13 protein-coding genes are annotated in these 15,971 nt (G+C 57.5%); 3 read left to right on the top strand and 10 right to left on the bottom strand.

Annotated features, from left to right (window positions below):
* Positions 1-301: 301 nt before the first annotated feature.
* Positions 302-1,612 carry a polysaccharide biosynthesis/export family protein gene (locus tag ELH03_RS30380; RefSeq protein WP_130767236.1) on the top strand — a complete coding sequence of 437 codons (1,311 nt, stop codon included), beginning with the start codon at positions 302-304 and terminating at the stop codon, positions 1,610-1,612.
* A 136-nt stretch (positions 1,613-1,748) separates the two neighbouring features.
* Positions 1,749-3,257, top strand: coding sequence for an O-antigen translocase (locus ELH03_RS30375; RefSeq protein WP_130767235.1), 1,509 nt, complete (start codon positions 1,749-1,751; stop codon positions 3,255-3,257).
* Between the two features lie 69 nt (positions 3,258-3,326).
* Here ELH03_RS30375 and ELH03_RS30370 read toward each other — a convergent pair whose 3' ends face one another.
* From ELH03_RS30370 to ELH03_RS30345, 6 genes are read right to left on the bottom strand one after another with little or no spacing between them, the layout of a single operon-like run.
* A complete protein-coding gene (locus tag ELH03_RS30370; protein ID WP_130767234.1) occupies positions 3,327-4,544 on the bottom strand; it encodes a DegT/DnrJ/EryC1/StrS family aminotransferase in 1,218 nt (405 codons plus the stop codon).
* Positions 4,541-5,515, bottom strand: a complete 975-nt coding sequence (locus ELH03_RS30365; RefSeq protein ID WP_130767233.1) for an NAD-dependent epimerase/dehydratase family protein — start codon at positions 5,513-5,515, stop codon at positions 4,541-4,543. Before ELH03_RS30365 ends, ELH03_RS30370 begins: the two co-directional genes overlap by 4 nt.
* Positions 5,512-6,231, bottom strand: a complete 720-nt coding sequence (locus ELH03_RS30360) for an acyltransferase (RefSeq protein WP_130767232.1) — start codon at positions 6,229-6,231, stop codon at positions 5,512-5,514. Before ELH03_RS30360 ends, ELH03_RS30365 begins: the two co-directional genes overlap by 4 nt.
* On the bottom strand, positions 6,221-7,324 hold the full coding sequence (locus ELH03_RS30355) for a DegT/DnrJ/EryC1/StrS family aminotransferase (protein WP_130767231.1): 1,104 nt from the start codon (positions 7,322-7,324) through the stop codon (positions 6,221-6,223). The genes ELH03_RS30360 and ELH03_RS30355 overlap by 11 nt, the downstream gene beginning before the upstream one ends.
* Positions 7,321-8,358: a Gfo/Idh/MocA family protein gene (locus tag ELH03_RS30350; protein ID WP_128410688.1), complete on the bottom strand. Its 1,038-nt coding sequence runs from the start codon at positions 8,356-8,358 to the stop codon at positions 7,321-7,323. Before ELH03_RS30350 ends, ELH03_RS30355 begins: the two co-directional genes overlap by 4 nt.
* On the bottom strand, positions 8,355-8,861 hold the full coding sequence (locus ELH03_RS30345; protein ID WP_128410689.1) for an acyltransferase: 507 nt from the start codon (positions 8,859-8,861) through the stop codon (positions 8,355-8,357). The genes ELH03_RS30350 and ELH03_RS30345 overlap by 4 nt, the downstream gene beginning before the upstream one ends.
* A gap of 553 nt (positions 8,862-9,414) precedes the next feature.
* Between ELH03_RS30345 and ELH03_RS30340 the strand changes: the two genes are divergently transcribed.
* On the top strand, positions 9,415-10,203 hold the full coding sequence (locus ELH03_RS30340) for a response regulator transcription factor (protein ID WP_128410690.1): 789 nt from the start codon (positions 9,415-9,417) through the stop codon (positions 10,201-10,203).
* A gap of 167 nt (positions 10,204-10,370) precedes the next feature.
* On the opposite strand, the gene ELH03_RS30335 is transcribed toward ELH03_RS30340, so the two are convergent.
* From ELH03_RS30335 to ELH03_RS30320, 4 genes are read right to left on the bottom strand one after another with little or no spacing between them, the layout of a single operon-like run.
* Entirely contained in the window at positions 10,371-12,206 is a 1,836-nt protein-coding gene (locus ELH03_RS30335) for a glycosyltransferase (protein WP_130767230.1), read from the bottom strand.
* Between the two features lie 4 nt (positions 12,207-12,210).
* Positions 12,211-13,254 (bottom strand): UDP-glucuronic acid decarboxylase family protein, encoded by a 1,044-nt coding sequence (locus tag ELH03_RS30330; protein ID WP_130767229.1) that lies wholly within the window; start codon positions 13,252-13,254, stop codon positions 12,211-12,213.
* Between the two features lie 45 nt (positions 13,255-13,299).
* Positions 13,300-14,793 (bottom strand): sugar transferase, encoded by a 1,494-nt coding sequence (locus ELH03_RS30325; protein ID WP_128410693.1) that lies wholly within the window; start codon positions 14,791-14,793, stop codon positions 13,300-13,302.
* Positions 14,794-14,800: 7 nt separating this feature from the next.
* Positions 14,801-15,667, bottom strand: coding sequence for a WecB/TagA/CpsF family glycosyltransferase (locus ELH03_RS30320; protein ID WP_130767228.1), 867 nt, complete (start codon positions 15,665-15,667; stop codon positions 14,801-14,803).
* Positions 15,668-15,971: the final 304 nt, after the last annotated feature.

Raw genomic sequence — 15,971 nt, 5'->3', positions numbered from 1 at the left:
CAAAATTGGCGATGCGAGCATAAAGGCTCTGCCGCGAGGGATTGCGGTTCTCAAGGCTAGCGCGCCCGAGGCGATGCCTCTGAGTCGCGCCGAAGATATGTGTTTCTGCTCGATTTAGGCTTAAGCATCCTCCCCACCTCATCAATTGTGATTAGGCAAAGTAAACGACCTCCACCTTCCTCAAGGCTTCGCCAGACTGCACACTAGCGATCTGGTTTCGGGCTTGGCGTCCGGCGTTCGAACAGCGCTTAAGGCATTGGACCAGCGTCCGTTGAAGGATGTTTTGAAGGCGAGACATGTAATGAATATATCGCACCGTGCCCCTCACCCGTTCTTTCGCGCCACGTTTGTCATCAGTGCGCTCGCCCTTCTTGCCGGAGCTGTGTCGCCCGCTCTCGCCGATAGCGCCCCTTTGGCTCCACAAACGAAAATCCGCCTGACGGTCGTCCAATGGATGCCGTCCAGGGGTCAGTTTGAGCGATGGGATGCGATTGGCGGCGAATATACGGTTTCGGATGCAGGTGAAGTCTCCCTGCCCTTTCTGGGGTCGCTGCCGGTCGGGAATTTGGACAGTGCGAACCTCACCGGCGAGATTGCCAAGCGTCTTCAGGCAAAGATGGGTTTGGCCCAGACACCTGCGGTGACCATCGACGTTCTCGACTATCCACCAATCTACGTCGTGGGAGACGTAACCACGCCTGGGCAGTACAGTTTTCGCCCCGGACTTACCGTCCTGAAATCCCTGGCAATGAGTGGCGGGCCGCGTCGCGCTAAAGAGGAGCAGCAAACGCATTCGATCCAGATCGTAGGGGAGTTGCGCGAAATCGATCACTCGATCCTGCGCAGCACCGCGAGGCTGGCGCGGCTCCAGGCGGAGATGGATGGAGCCAACGAGATTACCTTCGATCAGACGACCGACGTCGATCAGCAATTTGCTGCCGGGATATACAACGAGGAAAGGATTATCTTTCGGGCGCGCGCCAATGCGCTGGAGAGGCAGTCAAGGGCATTCACCGAATTACGCGATCTTCTGACCACGGAAATATCGACGTTGGAAGAGAAACTGACGGGCGCAGACGACAATATCAAATCAGTCGAGGACCAATTGGTCAGCGTTAAGTCCCTGGTCCAGAAAGGCCTGACGATCTCGTCAAGGCAGATGGATCTGGAACGGTTGCTGACGACTTATCGTTCCGACAAGCTCGACCTTGTCACCGCCGTGATGCGGGGCCGCCAGGCGATCAGCGAGACGACGCGGAACCTCGAGGGACTTTACGACGCACGCCGGAGCGAAGTGGCGACCGAAGCACAATCCGAACGGGCAAGTCTCGATCAATTCAAGTTGAAGCGCGAAACACTACAAAAGCTGCTCATCGCGGACCTTGGGAGCAATGACAGCGTCAAGAGCCTTACCGACGACCTCCCGCTTACCTTTAGCGTGACCCGTCGGAACGCAGGACAGATCAATCAGTTCCAAGCCTCGGAAACGACGGCGCTGGCACCGGGCGATGTGGTGAGAGTCGTTCAGCCGCACATTTTGGACAATTCGCCTCAGGCCGACACAAGCCCGTCTTTCGAGACCCAATCGCTTGCAGATCGAGCCGGCCAGTGACCCGCGAGGTGCACGTGTTCTCAACAACGTTGGAGCGGAGGTTCGAGCGCCACCAAGGCGCTCAGGCCGTCTGCCTCAAAGAAATCGCTCTTGATATGGACCGGCCTGAATCCAACATGCCAGCTAGGGTTGAGTGATGAACCTGCGTATGATCCCGCCCAGCGGTCAGACTTATACCCAAATCCTCAAGTCGACGATGCTGATGGGCGGTTCCTCGCTTGTTAATGTCGCCCTTAGCATCATTCGCAACAAGGCGCTCGCCGTTCTGCTCGGTCCTGAAGGCGTGGGGCTTCTCGGCCTTTACGGGGCAATCCTCGATATCGCGCAAGCGATAGCTGGTCTGGGCGTGAGCAGCAGCGGTGTGCGCCGGGTCGCCGAGGCGGCGGGCGCCGGCGACGAAGAAAGGATCGCGCGGTCGGCGACAGCGCTCAGACGGATCTCGGTGGTGCTCGGGTTGCTTGGCGGGCTTTTGCTTGCGGCGCTGGCGTTTCCGGTCTCGAAGTTCACCTTCGGCGACTACCAGCACGCCGGCGGCATTGTGCTGCTCTCCCTGGCCGTATTTTTTCGGCTCATGGCTGCCGGGCAGGCCGCGTTGATCCAGGGCTTGCGGGGCATTGCAAATCTTGCCCGCATCAACGTGCTTTCAGGGCTCTTCGGCACGGTAGTCAGCATCCCGCTCATCTATCTGTTCGGCGAGCGGGCGATCGCACCGTCTCTCGTGGCGATCGCGGCTGTCTCAGTCCTTCCCACCTGGTGGTACAGCAAGCGAATATCCACGCACCCACCGACAATGTCGGCGCGCCAGTTCGGCCAGGAAGCGACAGCTCTGTTCAGGCTCGGCGTCGCTTTCATGGCAAGCGGACTTCTGACCTTCGGCGCAGCCTATGCCATCCGTATTATCGTGCTGAATGAAGGGGGCGTCATAGCGGCGGGATTGTATCAGGCAGCCTGGGCGCTTGGGGGGCTGTATGCCGGGTTCATCCTGCAGGCGATGGGAACGGACTTCTATCCGCGTTTGACCGCAATCGCAGACAACCATGCCGAGTGCAACCGGCTGGTCAATGAGCAGGCGGAAATTAGCATATTGCTGGCCGGCCCCGGCCTGATCGCCACGTTGACCCTGGCGCCGCTCGTGATGAGTTTGTTCTATTCCGCGGAGTTTCATGGGGCAGTGGATCTTTTGCGCTGGATCTGTCTTGGGATGATGCTCAGGATTGTCGCCTGGCCGATGGGTTTCATCGTCCTGGCGAAGGGTGCTCAGACAATCTTCTTCTGGACGGAGGTCGCTGCAACGCTTGTGCATGTGGGGTTGGCGTGGCTCTTCGTATCGAAGCTCGGCACGCCAGGGGCCGGCATGGCGTTTTTCGGCCTCTACGTCTGGCATAGCATTCTGATCTACGTGATCGTGCGTCGGCTGACCGGTTTTCGCTGGTCCGCCGCCAATCGCAGACACGCGTTTCTGTTCTTGCCTGCATCGGGTTTGGTCGTCTCGGGCTTTTTGCTCTTGCCGCCATGGTCGGCGATGGTGATTGGCTGCGTCGCCGTGGTCGTGACCGGCCTTTACTCGCTGTGCATGTTGGTCAAACTGCTGCCGCCGGAGTCGGTGCCAGCAAGCGTCAGAGGATGGATCACGAAATCCGCATAAGAAAAGCGCGCATCGGATGAATGCGCGCTTTTCCGCTGTTGTATCAAGCCACCGCAATCAGGTTTCGCTTCAGGCGGGAATGACGTCCTGCTCGGTCTGACGGACGCCGCCGCGGGTGCGGGTCTCAGCAACTGCTTGGCGCAATGTCTCGACGACTCTGACGATATCCTCCTCCGTCATCTGAGCATAAAGCGGCAGGATAACGGTTTGCTGCTGCGCCGACACGCTTCGTGTCAGGCTGGTGGCGGCGCGATGAGAGCTCTGGCCGGAATAGGCTCCCTCCAGATGAATGTTCATCACACCGCGGCGGGTTGATATACCTTGATCGAGCAGCGCTTGCATGACTGCTCGCTGGTCGATGTCATCAGACAATCTCACGCAGAAACTTTGCCAGTTGCTGCGAGCCCAGCGGGGCTCGGATGGCATCGACAGACCTGCGGCTGTGGACAGTCCCTCGCAATACTGCGAGGCAAATCGCCGTCGCTGCGCAATCAGCTCCGGCAGACGCCGCAGTTGCACCCGTCCGATCGATGCCTGGAGGTCGGTCATACGGTAGTTGTAGCCCAGCTCATCATAATTCTCAAAGATCACCTGCTTGGACCCGTGGCGGACAGCGTCGGTAACGTTCATACCGTGCTGGCGCCATAGCCGGAATTTTCGGTCATATTCCGGGTTCGCCGTCGTCAGCATGCCGCCATCACCCGTGGTAACGACCTTTCGGGGATGGAAGGAGAAGCAGGCAATGTCGCCATGCGGTTTGCCAATCTTTTCCCAACCGCCTCCCCATAGGATTTCGCTCCCCGTAGCACAGGCCGCATCCTCGATAACCGGTATCGAATGGCGCTTGGCGATCTCCACAATCGAAAGGAGATCGCAAGGCATGCCGAGCTGATGCACGCACAGGATGGCCTTAGTGCGAGACGTGATCGCCGTTTCGATCAGGCTGGGATCGATATTGTAACCATCGGGCTCGATGTCGACGAAGACAGGCACCGCATCGCAGTATCGAACAGCATTCGCGGTGGCGATGAAAGAATGGCTGACCGTGATGACTTCATCGCCAGCGCTGACACCGACCGCCATCAAGGCAAGATGAAGCGCCGTCGTGCAGTTGGAAACGGCGCAAGCGTGCTCGGTGCCAACGAATGCCGCAAATTCCTGCTCAAAAGCCGCAACTTCCGGCCCCTGTGTCACCCATCCTGAAAGAATGACGCGACGGGCGGCCTCAGCCTCTTCCTCGCCGAGCACGGGTTTGGCGACGGGAATTGTAGATAATAGCGGGCTCATGCGGCCTGGCCTCCTGCCGCAGCAGTCTTAGACTGCCACCACGCGACAAGGTCACGAAGCCCCTGCTCCATCGGGATTTCCGCCTTGAAGCCCAGAAGTCTTTCAGCCTTACCGATATCAGCAAGACGACGGGTTACGCCGTTGACTGCGCGCGCCTCTTTGTGCTGCGGCTCGAGTGAGGATCCCATGACGCCGCTCAGCATCTGGGCGAGTTCCAGCAGACTTATTTCCCTGCCGCTCGCGACATTGAACACCTCGTCCGTAACGTCGCTCTTTGCCGCAAGAAGGTTTGCCCGAGCGATGTCACGCGCATCGACGAAGTCCATCGTCTGGCTCCCGTCTCCATAGATCAGCGGCGGCATTCCGGCCGCAAGGCGTTCCATCCAGCGGATCAGCACTTCGGTGTAGGCGCCAAAAACGTCCATTCGTGGCCCGTAGACGTTGAAATAACGCAGCGCAACATAACGTAGGCCATACATTTCCGCAAAGCTGCGCAGCAAGCCCTCGTTGAAGGTCTTTGCCGCGCCGTAGATCGTCCGGTTATTATAGGGGTGATGTTCTTCGGTCGTCGGAAAGCTTTCGGCAAGCCCCAGCACGGACGCGGAAGAGGCAGCGACCACTTTCGAGACACCTGCCTTGGTGGCAGCTTCGAGAACGTTGAAGGTGCCTTCTGCCAGGACTTCGAAAGCCAGTCGTGGCTCTTCGGCGCATTGCGTGATGCGGATGGCGGCCTGATGAAAGACGATATCGACGCCTTCGAAGAGTTTTGCCAGAAGCGCTCTGTCGCGGATATCTCCGTCGACGATCTTGACAGGCGCGCTTGTTATCGCCGAGCTGAGATTGTCCCGGCGGCCGCGCACGAAATTGTCGAGGACAATGATCTCGCGAGGCTTTTCCAATGCGACAAGGTCGGCAATATGCGAACCGATCAGACCGGCGCCGCCGGTAATGAGCACCCGTTTATCTCTCATGATCTTCCCTCACGCAACATGTTCGTCATCGGATCATTATCCGAACGCCAACGTATGAACTTCGCAGGTACGCCTGCGACGACGGAGAACGGCTCGACGTCGGAAACGACAACTGCCCCCGCTCCAACGATCGCTCCCTTCCCGATGGTCACGCCGGGAAGAATGGTCGCGTTCGTTCCGATATCGGCCTCCGCGCAGATACGCACCGGCTTTATTTCAAGATCCGTGCGAATGATCGGCACATCCAAGGGCAATGCCGTGTGGGTCGAGCCAAGCACCTTGGCGCCAGGTCCCCACCCGACAGAATCCTCGATCACGAGATCGCGAGCGTCGAAATAGGCCATCGGCCCGATCCAGACATTATCGCCGATCGTGCATCGGCCGTCGAAGCGACCCTGGATATAGGCCTGGGCGCCTATGAACACCCCATTGCCAATCTCGAATGTCTCAGGATGTTTGAAACCGGCACCGCCTGCAACCTGCAATCCGGTGCCACAGCTCCGCGCGATGGCTTGCCAGATGGCTTTTCGCATCAGGGTATCGATGACGCCGTCACCGGTCGCGAAACGACTGTAGAGCTCAATCAGGCCAGCTCGGCCGTATGCCTGCTTGAGTTCTTCGGCCAGCCCGGCCTGATAGGCGGGGTCCGCCGGTCTTTCATGACGGCCATGGACCGCCTGCACGATCCGCGCCTCGCCCGCACGATCAGCTGACATAGGCGTTCTCCAGCGCGACAGCCACCTGGTCGACGTGCCACGCCGGCATCTCGGGATAGATCGGCAGCGAAAGGACCTCCCGTGCGGCGGCTTCCGAGATTGGGAAATCGCCGGTCTTGTAACCAAGGTCTGCATGGGCCTTCTGCAGATGAACTGGGATCGGATAGTGCAGCCCCGACTGAATGCCCTCAGCGCTCAGTACGCGCTGAAGCTGGTCGCGATCGCGGCTTCTGATGGCATAGACGTGATAGACGTGGCGCCGGTCGGTAATTTCGACAGGCGTCCTTAAATTCGCCGAACCGCCAAGCAGCAACGAGTAGCGGCGCCCATGGGCGCGTCGCGCTTCGGTCCAGGCTTCGAGATGCCGGAGCTTGATGCGCAGGATCGCACCTTGAATGGCATCCATGCGGTAGTTGAAGCCCTTCAGCAGATGGTGATAGCGCTGTTCCTGACCCCAGTCGCGCAGCATGCGCATCGTCTTGGCCTGATCGTCGCTGTTCGTGACGACGATACCCCCCTCGCCGCAGGCGCCGAGATTTTTGCCGGGATAGAAGCTGAAGCAGCCGGATGTGCCGATGCTGCCGGCGCGCGCGCCTTTGTATTGCGCACCGTGCGCCTGGCAGGCGTCCTCGATGACCGGTATCCCGTAGTGGTCAGCAATCGCTTTGATCGCGTCCATATCGGCCATCTGACCGTAGAGATGGACGGGAATAATGGCCTTGGTTCGGGATGTAATCTTTGCCTCGAGTTGAGCCGGATCCATCGTGAGGGTCACGGGCTCGACATCGACGAATACCGGTCGTGCACCTGCGTAGCAGATCGCCGATACGGTCGCGACGAAGGTAAATGGCACGGTGATGACTTCATCGCCAGGGCCGACGCCTGCCGCGAGAAGCGACAGATGCAGGGCACTCGTCCCGGTGTTGAGGGCTATCGCATGTTTGACGTTGCAATAGTCCGCGAATTCCTGCTCGAGGCGCGCGACCTCCTCGCCCAGTATGTATTGCCCCGAGGCCAGGACGCCGAGCACGGCGGCGTCGATTTCGCCCTTGATGGATTGATATTGTGCTTTGAGATCCAGGAAGGGGATCATGCGATGCGCCTCGCCTCTTCGAGCTCGATGATACGACCGCGCTGGGCGAGCGACCGGCTTGCGGCTTCAAGGATGCGAACGACCCGCAGCCCGGCTTGACCATCCGTAATGGGCCGCGAATTTTGCTCGATACAATCGACGAACTGATCCAGTTCGCGTTTCAACGCTTCGGTCATATCGAGCTTGGGCGCCCACATGTCGCCGCTGCGGTAGCCGACCATCATCTGATGCACCTTCTCGCCATATGCATCGGAATTGGGGCACATGGTGATGCCCTTGTCATAGACCTTGATTTTTTCGCTGGGCTCCAGATCGTCATAGACGATCATCTTGCTGCTGCCGCCGATCAGCGTGCGGCGGACCTTGACCGGTGCCAGCCAATTGACGTGGATATGTGCGATGAGCTTGCTCTCGAAGAAAAGCGTCAGATAGGCGATGTTCTCCGGCTCGCCGAGCACATGGCTCATGCCCGTCGCAGAAACGGCTACCGGCCTTTCGTGCACAACATGGTCCAGGATGGAGAGATCATGCACCGCGAGGTCCCAGATGACGCTGACATCGTGCTGGAAGAGCCCCAGATTGACCCGAACCGAGTCGTAGTAATACATGTCGCCGAGGCCGCTTTCGACCAGTTCGCGCATCTTGCGGACGGCGCCCGTATGGACGAAAGTATGATCCACGGCCAGCACGAGGCGTCTGCGCGCGGCTTCTTCGACCATCCGCGAGGCTTCGTCCGTCGTCGAAGCCATCGGCTTTTCGACGAAGACATGCTTTCCGGCCATCATAGCCTGCATTGCGAGCTTGAAATGGGTGAAGACTGGCGTCGCGATAGCGATGGCATCCACTCTCGGATCGCGCAGGACTTCCTCGAAATCATCGGTGATCGTCACTGCGGGGTAGCGGCTTTTGACAGCCGCCAACCGTTCGACATTGAGATCGCAGACTGAAATGAGCTGCGCGCCGGCCGCTTCCGAGATGTTACGAACCAGATTCGGACCCCAGTACCCATACCCAACAACGGCGATACCGATCATTGCACTTCTCCCAACGCTTGCATGTTGACTGATCGGTCATGAACGCGACCGATGATCCTGGCCGGAACGCCGACAACAATGGCGCCGTCGGGCACATCCTTGGTTACAACCGCGCCGGCGCCGACCTGGGCGGCTTCTCCGATGATGACGCCAGGCAGAATGGTGGCGTTGCTGCCAATCGACGCGTGGCGCTTGACCAGAGTAGGGATGACAGCCCAGTCGGCTTCGGTCTGCAGGCTGCCATCCGAGTTGACGGCGCGCGGGTACAAGTCGTTCGTAAACATGACCCCGTGGCCTATGAACACGCCGTCTTCCAGCGTCACGCCCTCACAGAGGAAGGAATGGCTGGAGATCTTGCAGTCTTGTCCGACGATGACGTTTTTCTGAATTTCAACGAAGGTGCCGATGCGCGTTCCTGCGCCGATCGTGCAGCCGTATAGATTCACAAGATCTCGATGGTGGATGACGCAGCCGTCATCCAGCTTGACGTTTGATGCAATCATCCCCGCAAAACCCCTACTCCTGAACAAGTCCAGACTTTCAGTTGAAACAAACAATCGCTTGATTGCGCCCAAGGTTTCACACCGACAGGACCAATATTTCTCCACACTCCAAAGAGAATTGTTTTCGTCATCCGAGTAAAGAAACAAAACGTTTAAGGTTATTCACCTAAAGGCGTATCTACTTACGACGACTTACGCCCTGGTTCATGCATCCACCGACATTAGTGGCGGGTCATATTCCGTACCCGTTGCCGGGGGCTTGCGCCGGAGACAGCGATTGTTTCCATGCATTTAGTTGCCCCCCTCCAAAGTGCCGTGTAACGACGCAGACTAACTTGGCAACTATCTAGTATTATATAAGTCTACCTGAGATTTGTCTTTATATTTCGGGGCGGCGATAGAAGTTGTGCGCCACTTAGCCTATATTAGCTACTGTAACGCTTCGCGAATTGTGGTATTCGATTCCTACTTTAGAGTTTCCTAAACCCCCGTAATGAGAGGGGTTGGTACTCGGGTCGTAGTGTGGCGTAACGTGTTTAGGGGAGGTGAAGCTGTGAATTCAGCACTTGTACCGAATTTGGACCTCAGGCAGGAAAACGTAGGTTTTCCCGTAAAGATGGAAAATAATTCCAACACACCTGCCGTGTCGGTAAGTCAAACGCATTCGCTTGTCATTCTCGATAATCGTGAACTTGATCGGCAATGCCTGGCGCAATGCATGGCTGCCCAGAAGGCGGATTTGCAGATTCTGGCATTTGGATCGATTGAGGAGTGGAAGCAGAGGCGAGACGAATTTCCTCCGCTTTCCGCGATCCTCCTTAACGTCGGCGGCAAAAAGATCGATGAACCGGCCGTTTCGGAGCAAATTCGGAAGCTTTCAGCGGAATTTGCATCAACGCCCCTCATCGTATTGGCTGATAGCGATGATTTCGGTCAAATCGTTAGGGCGCTTGAGTACGGAGCCAAGGGGTTCATACCCGCCTCGGTCAGCGTCAGTGTGTGTATGGAGCTGATCGCGCTGTCCGTGGCAGGAGGAATTTTCGTGCCTGCAAGCGCCCTGTTCGCCATGCGTCGTTTGCTGGACTCGAGCAATTCGACCGCGCGCCCGCTAGCTGGCATTTTCACGGATCGTCAGGTCGAAGTCGTGGAGGCGCTCCGACGCGGAAAGGCGAATAAAATTATTGCTTATGAGCTTAAGCTGCGAGAAAGCACGGTGAAGGTGCACGTTCGCAATATTATGAAAAAGGTCAAAGCGACGAACAGGACGGAAGTCGTGTTCAAGCTTAACGATCTTTTTGTCAGTAATCTTTCGAGCAGCTCAGCGGCAAACAGCCTGTGCTGATGCGGTCAGCCAATCAGATCTGGCATCGCGTCACGAGCACGTTCTCGCTCTAAACAACGTCAGTCGCTGCGTGGTTTGGAGGATCTTCAACCTCACCCGGAGTTTGGCATGCATGCCTTTCCAGGTGAGGTTGCCTGCGCGTGCAGTTTTCCAGTTTCCCCACCCAGCTAATTGCCTATCCCCAAGGGCCTAGAAAGCGCCATTCGGATCCTTCGCAACAGGCCTCTCTGCGAATGGGGGACTAGGCGCCGCGCGAGATGCCAGAGATATCGGAACTCCGGAAGGGGGGGTACATTCGGCCTCACGTCATTCAGGTGCAGCTTGACCATGAGGCCATCCAGGCCTGAATATAGTCGCAGGCACCAGCCCGCATCACGTTTGAATGGTAGGGATGCTACTTTCTCGCCAGTCACGCCTCCGCCAGCAGCGTGACGAAGAACATTTGCAAGATCTGGCTGCTGACACCGTTCAAGAATATCGGAGAACCATGCTAGCCATTCGGAATCGCTCCGATCGGGAAGCTCGTGAATGCTTTTTCGATCCTTACCATACCGTTCCGAGACCACGGCATCGGCCGAGCGACCGAGTTGGGCAATGACGAGGCGCGCGCGCCTCATTTCGCCGTGAGATAGAGATGGATAGAAATATTGCAGCCTCCGCGCGCGCTCAAAGTGGCCTCTGCAGACCAAGGAGAGGAGGAAGTACGCCCACTCCACCGGATCCGGATTGAGTGCCCCATATTCGGTCATGGTCACCTTGACCAGGTCAACCAGAAGGTCATAGGCGCGATCTGCGTCGCCCTCTTGCAAGGCGCAGATGGCAAGGCAGAATTTAGCTTCGGGCAGGTAGGATACATACTCCAGGCAGCGTGCATAGCGCTGCTTGGCCTCCACCACCCTGCCCTGATCGAGAAGCAAGTCGCCCTGCTTCAGCAAAGCGCGATCGCTCGCTTCGCCCACGATATGGATGCTCTCCAGTTTCGAGGCACGACTGACCTTTGTAAGATCGCCGAAGGGGCCGGACTGGATGATCTTTTCCCCGAACTGCAGGCCTTTGTTCAGCGTGAACCACTGATATATTTGCGGCCTGTGGCTCAGTGTATGACGCGAATGAATTAAACTGTAACCGGCTCTCGTGATACGCCCTAGTTCGTCGGGATGGGCAAAAAGGTAATCTAGTCGCTCGACCACGTTGTGGCCGCCAACGAAGACACAATTCTCCATGTCGACAAAGCCGGCGGCTTCCACTGCTGCCGTGCGTTCCGTCACGAGACAGGCCTTTGCCCCGGGGATCTCAAAGTGTTTGCGTACGACCTCGCCGCCCATTGTGCCGCATGTGGGCACGACGAAGCTCGCGTTGAGTGCGCGCGCGTAAGCCTCTCCAGACAGGAGCTGGGAAGCTAGCTTGCTCTCATAGGCGTGTCGCGGTGAGACCAGGCAGGGGTAACGGTCCTGGATCATCGGAAAGACCGTCTGTCGCCAAGGATAAAGGCCATAGGCTTGACCTGTGAGCATGGCCGGGATGACCTTTTGCTGGCCATAGTCGTGGTAAACTTCAGGATCGATGAAATTTGGCCAGACGAACAGATTCTCCTTTACCGCTGGCATATACTCCGGCGTCATCGTTGCGATTGCGAAATAGGTCTCGATGCCCCACTGCTCCATATCGGAAAGAAAGCCCGCGCGTCGATCGCACCATGCGTCGGCGTTATGGAGGCCAAGCCTCGGAACGGCGATATGGGTATTGGTGTTGGTGATTCTTATCCGACGTGAGCCATGCGATCGGTAACCGCTTTCAAACAGCGTCAGGTCGGGCTGATACCTTTCACATATCTCTGCATAATCGCAGTCGCGGTTAATGACGACGACATCGAAATGTGTTGCGAGGCATTTGACCTGCTGCTGCATGTGCAGCAGCAGGTAACCGGCCGCGTTCGCATTGGGCTGATGGTCCCATTGAAAAAAAACGAGCCGCGGCTTTCGATGATCAATGTTGCTATTCATGTCCCTATCGAATGGCTTCAGGAGCGTTGAGTTCGACCTTCGGAGACGCCAGATGCGCGTAAGCGTGTTGCGAGGACTTGGTCCCAAGCCTGTTCTTTACGCCGCCGGAAAGCTTCCACTCGAAATAAGCGATCGTTCTCTCAAGGCCCTCACGAAGGTTCACCTTCGGCTGCCAGCCTAATTGTTCCGTTGCGCGGCTGATATCGGGCTTGCGCTGTGTCGGATCATCGATTGGCAGGGTCTTGTAGACGATGCTTGATTTCGATCCCGTCATCTCGATGACCATTTCGGCCAGTTCCCGGACCTGGAATTCTCCTGGGTTACCGAGATTGATCGGACCCGTAACGCCGGCCGGCGCGCCCATCAGGCGGATGAAGCCCTCTATCAGATCGTCTACATAGCAGAAGGAGCGCGTTTGCGTGCCGTTGCCAAAGATGGTGATCGGCTCGTTTTGAAGCGCCTGGACGATGAAATTGGAGACGACCCGGCCGTCATTGGTCTGCATGCGCGGCCCGTAAGTATTGAAGATCCGCGCCACGCGGATTTCGACGCCATATTGACGATGGTAATCGAAGAACAGTGTTTCTGCACACCGCTTGCCTTCGTCATAACATGCCCGCGGCCCAATGGGATTGACGCTGCCTCGATACTCCTCGGGCTGAGGGTGGACTGCCGGATCGCCGTAAACTTCGCTCGTGGATGCCTGGAAGATCTTCGCCTTGGTGCGTTTTGCCAAGCCGAGCATATTGATGGCCCCGTGCACATTGGTCTTCACGGTCTGCACGGGGTCGTGCTGATAGTGGACCGGAGATGCCGGACAGGCGAGGTTGTAGATCTCGTCGACCTCCACGTAGAGCGGGAAGGTAATGTCATGGCGGAGCACCTCAAAGCGAGGATCGTCAAGAAGATGAAGCACATTGTCGCGCGAACCGGTGTAGTAATTGTCCACGCAGAGGACGTCATTGCCCTCTCGCAAAAGTCTTTCGCACAGGAATGATCCCAGAAACCCGGTGCCGCCGGTTACCATAATTCGCTTTTGTCCGTACATTGGTGTGCTCCGTTGTTGACGTTTGCCTCGCGGAAGCGAGGATGGTCAGTAGGCTCCCCTGCGCTTGAAGACCGCAGGGATTGTGCTGAGAAGAATTTGGCAGTCCAACCACAGCGACCGGTTGTCGATGTAGAACTCGTCGAGTTGCTGCTGCAGCTCGATATCCGCATTGCTTCGTTCGGATATTTGCCAAAGGCCCGTGAGCCCCGGCGTGACGGAACGGCGCTTGTTTCGAAATTCGCCGTCCATAGCCAGGAGGTGATATTCCGGAAACGGACGCGGTCCGACGATGGCCATCTGGCCGGCAATGATGTTTGCCAATTGCGGGAGCTCGTCGATGCTCGAAGAGCGAAGCATATGTCCTATAACCGGAAGGATGCGCGGATCGTCCTTGAGCTTGAAGTGGCTCAACCACTCGGCGCGCATGGTAGGGTTGTCTCGGAATAATGCTTCAAGGCGCTGTTCTGCATCTTGGTACATCGTCCTCAATTTCAGGACGTGCACCGGCCTGCCGGACCGACCTTCGCGGGTATGTCGGAAGAAGACGGGGCCTGGATCGATGGCATAGATTGCGGCCGCTGCGAAAGCGATGAATGGCGCGACCACGATCATTGCAGGGATGGCGATTGCGAGGTCGAGGATCCGGCGAATTAGATCCGAGTTGATCCAACTTCCACTGGTGGTGAGGCGAATCCCGATCTCTCCGCCGACATCCGCTGGCCGCAATCCGCTTACCTTGAGGCTCGGCGTGTCGGACAACAAAATGACTTCGGCGAACTTCCGACGCATCGCCGCCAAGTCGGGTCCAAGCGAGCCAGTGTCGCCTGCGATCACGGCAATGGATGGCCCGCCATCGGGCAATGCCTCCAAACTATCGTGGAAAAAGGGCTCCGGCCTGATGCCATGCTGCCAGTGGTTCTTGAAATGGGCGACGATAGCGGGAGTAAGGTTGTCTCCCCCTATAACAACCGCGCGCTCACCCCAGATTCCGAGTTTCCAGCACAGGCCCCGTTCAAGCCAATGCACAAGTGGCTGAACGATCAGCCCGAGAGCGAGGAACCCAATAACGGCAAGTAGCAGTGGCCCGCCTTCCGGCAGGATAATCGCTCCGAATGCCGTCAGGACAGCGACCTTGAAGGTCGCCATGGTGCGCCGCCGCAGATGTTCGTGGTCATGCAACCGATATCCAGGATACAGGCCGGCCGATGCGTAAAGAACAATCGAAGCGAGTGCTGCGATCGTGAAAGTGCGCTCCAGTATCATGCCCTCCGTACCGCTGGGGAGAAAGGACAGGAGAACAAAATAGGCAATCAAATAGCTTGCAATGTCGCCTACGACCAGGAAGGAGGACGTTGCAAGACGAGCAAGCCGACGCCGTAGTGCGACGGGCATTTGCGACGCCGCCTGTGCAAAGGGATCGGCGGTCTTAGCTGCTATGGGCGGGACGGAACCTGCCGGAACCGCCCGCGACGTCGGGTCATTTGATGTGGATGCCTTCGACGGACCCGGTGTCATTGCTGACGACGCAAATAGGGACATGATGGCTTTACACCTTTACAGCTGCTTCTTTTGGCGTGCTTGACCCAAAAACCCTGTCTTCGATCGGAAATTTTCGAAGCCCCAGTCTCTGGAATGCCGTCAGTGAGATGAAGGTCGGCACGACGAGCGCATAGCGCCGCCATAGCCGTCGCGGCTCGCATAAGAGGCGAAACGCCCATTCGAAGCCGCTTCTTTGAATGAACCTCGGAGCCTGCCGCTTGAGGCCGGCGTGGAAATCGAATGCGGCTCCAACACCGATGAGCATCGATGCTTCCAGACAATCGCGCATGCGCGCCATCCAGAGTTCCTGCTTGGGGCTGCTCAGCCCGACCCAGATGATATCGGCGCCCGACCGATTGAGCTGGGCAGCAATATCCGTTTCCTCTCGCGTCGACAGTTTGCGAAAAGGCGGCGCATAGCAGCCGACGATCTGTGCTTGCGGAAATCTTGCCAGCAGCCGCGCTTGCAGTTGTTCGAGTGTTTCGGCCGTCGCGCCATAAAGGAAGTGGCGCAAGCCCTTGGAGCTGCCGGCATCAAAAACGGATAACATGAGATCCGGTCCGTAGACCCTGTCGCTTTCGGCATGGCCAGCGCGCTTCAACGCCCATACCAACGGCATGCCATCGGGGGTAACGAGGAAAGCGCGGTTATGTATCGACCGGAGTTCGGGATCATCTTGACACCGGACGATGCCGTGCGCGTCGCGAACGCAAACATATTCCTTCCTGCCGTCTTCGATCGCCTTTTGAATAAATCCAGTCGCGCTTTTCAGATTGACCGCCGAAACGCGAACACCCAGCACGTTCGTCCATTTCAACGGATCCTGTGGATGAAGAACCGAAGTTTGGCTGGTGCCTGCTAGTTGCTTTCCCATGACCTACGCTTTCGCGATCGAAACTGTCATCAGAATATCCTGGCAGGCCGATTGCCTCCATACTTGCCACTCCAGCTATTGGACGTAGAAGACATTTCAACTTTACGTCTTATGCCGCGACGGCGTACAATATTCGAAGTAAGTCTATGTACCCCTCAGCTTACCCTTTTGCTCTTTTTGATGACCGTTGGCTCGAAATAGCGCTTCGACCCGCGCGGGGCCGCAGAGCGTTCACTCCAGCGCGATCAAAGCCGGCGGGGCGTGCATGCCATGATTGAAGGGTGTTCTAAAGTCGCCGAAGCTG

The organism is Rhizobium beringeri (assembly GCF_004306515.1).
Classification (GTDB): Bacteria; Pseudomonadota; Alphaproteobacteria; order Rhizobiales; family Rhizobiaceae; genus Rhizobium; species Rhizobium beringeri.
Note: the sequence above shows the minus strand (reverse complement) of the source record. Positions and strands in the feature narration are given on the sequence as shown.